We start from the raw sequence: 3,964 nt of genomic DNA on the forward strand, positions 1-3,964 counted from the left end.
AAGCGAGTCAAGACAGCGACCCAACTCACGCGGAGGTTCCCGACCCATGGCTTTGGGTCAGCGGCTCGCTCCAGTCGGGTTTCCCGACCATGGAAGCGAGACAAGACAAGACAGCGAGACAAGACAGAGGGGAGCCAGAGCCGGAGGCGAGGGCGGGGTGAGGGCGATTTCGTCATTGTTACTTTAATTATGGCCAGCTACATTAACTCTACAATCTCAAACTCGCATTACTTCGCTTTGCTTGTCAGACCCCGCGTGCGGAAAATATCGGTAATCGTCGGGGCGTAAGTTGGTAAGCCAAAGCTGGCGGGACTGACGGGATTAGTCGCGCTAAAGTGGCGATAATCCAGACAAAAGCGATCCCATTCGGCCATTTGGATCTTAAATAGCTTAATCAAGAAATTGGTCAGCCCGATCGATAGCGGAATCTGGAAGGGGCTGTGTTTGCCAAAGTAGGCACAAATCTCTTTGATACCCGCATCCGCCTGAACTAATTGATTTCCCAAAACGATGCGGCGATCGAATTTATCGGCAATTTCAGGATGGGCGATCAGATGTCTGACAACTTCAGCGATATCTTTGCCATGAATAAAATGGAAACTACCGTCGGCACTAAACCATTGCAATAGTCCGGCGTATTTAGAAATAGTTGGTAAGTCGGCAGAGAGATAAGAATAGGGCTTGGTTTCATCGCCACCAAATACGAGGGTGGGAAAAACTGTCGTAATTTTTGAGGCGATACTTTTTGCGCCATCGGCGGCATTTCGCTCGCGAGTTAATTTATCCAAGCACTGATGTTTGGATACAATATAATCTGTCCCAATTTTACCGGCTTCGGGTAGTAATTGATTTTGTCGATCGAGCACGCTTTGGGTCGAAAAATAGATGACTTGCTGACACACTTGCGGGTCGAGCAAATCGAATAAAGCATGAGTCTTGGTATAGTTAATATCGAATGCTTCCTGTCCGCCCCACCCTGCTGCGGTGAGCACGGCGACTTCGATCGTTTTCAATAATTCGGCTTGTTTTTCGATTTCCATCATGTCGGCAGTGATGACATGAATACCCGGGCGTGCGTTAGTATCTACTTGCAATTTGGCAGGGTTGCGGACGCACAAGAATAATTCGTGGTCGGTATTTTGGATCAGAGTTTCGCTGATATAATGGCCGACACAACCGCTGGCACCAGTTACAAGAATACGCATGAATTAGAGGGTAGAGGGTAAGTGAACTTTGTTGGTAAATATTTTGTGAGATCCAATAGTTTCAAGATCGCATCAAATATGGATATTAGCTATAGCTTAGACTTTTGCCGATAGTCTAAATAACCTTGCGCTTGCGCCCTCACTCTAGGCGAATAAAGCTGGTTTGTTGCCAATCGTTCGAGTAGTTCTAGGAGATTTACGTCTCCAACTCGATCGATCCCACCATTAATCAATGCATTGACCATCATCACTGGAAATTCAGATGGCTGACGAAGAACTGACTCGATCGTAAATCGATCGGAAGTGGGATGATAAGTTTCGATACCATGAAGGATCGTCCAGAAAATACCACCGCCATCATCGAACGGAAAACGTTCGTAGAGCCGAAACCAAACATCGAGGTAGTTACCAGCTTCAGGATGGTTAAAGTAAAGATCTACGAGTTCTTGAAGATGGGTTAGAGCTGCAGCACTATCTAACGTGGTTATCTTGTCGATCGAAGATATAATTTCTTTAATATTAGTTTCCATTTTTCCATTATTGCTATGTCTTCTACGGATCGATCGCTCGATAGTTACGGGTAAATTATTATTTGGAGCGATTTCAACAGTAAAACGATCGCCCCAATCAGCAGAGACGATTTCTATTTTACTGATAATATATAGACACATACAAACAATTCAAATCTCAAAAATATTAATTGCGGCTTAATAGCGAACGACAATGAATAATAGCTACTATCCACGCTAAGTCGATCGACGCCACTATTTTGTAGAATTGTTATTTTCTAAAGATCGCTTTGGTCTTGGTTTAGGAGTAGGAGTATAGTAACGCATCGGTGAATTGCCGATCGCATTACCGACTTGCATAGTATTGATATAATTAGTCAGTTGAACTGCTTTGACTGGGGGAAGAGTTCGAGTGCTGGTTTGGAATTCTAGGTCGGATTTTTGCAAGGCAGATTGACGTTGGATCGAGTTGAGTTTAGTCCATTGCAGCTTGGGATCGGCTTTGAGCTTTGTCAATCGATCGGTTCTGAGTTTGGTAATTGCTTTGATTTCGGGGATATAAGCTTCGAGATTTTGTCCCCAATGGATGCGCATTTGCTCGCGAAAATCATCACCGCGCCTAATCCATTCACCCTGTTTGAATGTCAGCCAATCTGTTGGTAATCTAGACAATTCTTGCTTGGTATCGCTGGAGATTCTTGGGTATTCAGCAGTGAGCTTGGTCGCGATCGCATTTTTGAGTTTAGTATCGTTACTGACAACGGATTTGCCCATTATCTCATTGACCATAAAGCTCAATACTTCCGCGCTCATGTCGCTAGTCATGCGCGTTAGTGGTGGTTTGCCTGGTGCGAGCCAATTTTTAGATGAGGCATCGTAGAAAGATACCAGCCAGAGTGCGTCGGCATCGCCATCGAGTACCTGTTGGCGCAGATTGGCGACTAATTTTGTTTGGATTTGCGCGATCTCGGTGGGGGTACCCTTGGCGATTTGGGGTTCGAGGGCGATAGTTTGGAAGACAGTATTGCGCAGTCCTAAATTAGTCATCCATTCCTTAGTCAGCCGTTGCGAAATTCTGCGTTGCTGGTTGGGGGTAAATTTGACGGCTAATACTTGCCCGTAAAGATTGGTGAAGCTATTGAGGGTGGCGGGTGTCAGCGTGGGTACGGCGACTAATGGGGGGCCATTGGGAGTAGTGCCAGTGGGTTGGGGACTAGTTGGTGATACCGTCGGCGTTACGGTTGTGGTGGGCGTAACCTTGGGTAATGGGGTGACTTTTGGAAGTGGGGTAACTTTAGTCGGGAGCGGTGTTTTAGGAGTGGGAATTTGGTTAGTGGGGGGTGTAACGGTAATCGCTGATGCAACGCTCCCGGCTATGCCGAACGCACACAATATGGCAATAATTCCAGGATTAATGCTGGTTGGTTTCATGGTATCTACTCCCGCTCCATTAACTAATGATGACTATCGCTAGTGCATCGATCGATTATACTCTGTGACGATCGCCTTACCGCTACAACAACGCTACCTGTCGCCAGTTCGGATTGTTTGGAATGGGCAATCGTCCCCAAGTCATAGTCTGGAGACGTAGAGTTACTGAGATTGTTTCGATCTCTATTTAAAGCTCGGTTTAATTCAGGATGAAATACCTCAACCTCAATTAATTTACCGCCCTAAAATTTGGCCGACGGCTTCTGGCTGCGAGATTGCTTTGGTAGCGATCGCGGCGACCATTTTTGGTGATAAACTGACTGCCTGGACGATCGAATACGGCAGACTACTAGCCTGGAGTTTGGCAATTAAATCTGCTGAAGCTGGCATTGGATCGATGACAACCAGTTGTGGGACAGTCGCGCCACCATAGGCAGAAATTGATGCAATCTCCACAGAAAATAAACCGGGCGTAAACCGAGGATTGAGGGCGCGATCGTATTCAAACTTACTGAGCATTAATTGGAACGATCGAATTTGGCTAGGATCGAGCGGCGCATCGCTGACAGTTTTCGCGCGAAAGATCGGCACCAAATCGGTAAATGGAACTCGAATCGTCATCCATTCATTAGCGATCGTATCGAAAGAATGGGCATAACCCACGCCATCCCATTTTGTCTCAGTGCGCAGGAAGATTTTATATCTTTGACCGTCACCTTTAACGTATAACTCAATGCCTTTGTAGTTAGTTAAATTGAGACTCGGCTCGAAATTTCGCGTCCGCACTGATGCAAATCCCCCCGAATTTTCGGTTGAGAC

At 46.2% G+C, this 3,964-nt stretch carries 4 protein-coding genes; all 4 read right to left on the reverse strand.

Going from position 1 to position 3,964, the window contains the following annotated elements; all coding sequences use genetic code 11:
• Nucleotides 1-227: 227 nt before the first annotated feature.
• On the reverse strand, nucleotides 228-1,205 hold the full coding sequence (locus RMO84_RS10040; RefSeq protein ID WP_310488325.1) for an NAD(P)-dependent oxidoreductase: 978 nt from the start codon (nucleotides 1,203-1,205) through the stop codon (nucleotides 228-230).
• An 89-nt stretch (nucleotides 1,206-1,294) separates the two neighbouring features.
• Nucleotides 1,295-1,876, reverse strand: a complete 582-nt coding sequence (locus tag RMO84_RS10045) for a hypothetical protein (protein ID WP_310488326.1) — start codon at nucleotides 1,874-1,876, stop codon at nucleotides 1,295-1,297.
• A 93-nt stretch (nucleotides 1,877-1,969) separates the two neighbouring features.
• Entirely contained in the window at nucleotides 1,970-3,145 is a 1,176-nt protein-coding gene (locus tag RMO84_RS10050; RefSeq protein ID WP_310488327.1) for a hypothetical protein, read from the reverse strand.
• A 234-nt stretch (nucleotides 3,146-3,379) separates the two neighbouring features.
• The coding region (locus RMO84_RS10055) for a CIA30 family protein (protein ID WP_310488328.1) at nucleotides 3,380-3,964 on the reverse strand (585 nt) is incomplete at its 5' end.

Source organism: Chamaesiphon sp. VAR_69_metabat_338 (genome assembly GCF_031423935.1).
Classification (GTDB): domain Bacteria; phylum Cyanobacteriota; class Cyanobacteriia; order Cyanobacteriales; family Chamaesiphonaceae; genus Chamaesiphon.

Excerpts from the sequence above, each read along its gene's own strand:
- RMO84_RS10040 (WP_310488325.1), bottom strand. The coding sequence starts at position 1,205 with ATGCGTATTCTTGTAACTGGTGCCAGCGGTTGTGTCGGCCATTATATC.
- RMO84_RS10045 (WP_310488326.1), bottom strand. The coding sequence starts at position 1,876 with ATGTGTCTATATATTATCAGTAAAATAGAAATCGTCTCTGCTGATTGG.
- RMO84_RS10050 (WP_310488327.1), bottom strand. The coding sequence starts at position 3,145 with ATGAAACCAACCAGCATTAATCCTGGAATTATTGCCATATTGTGTGCG.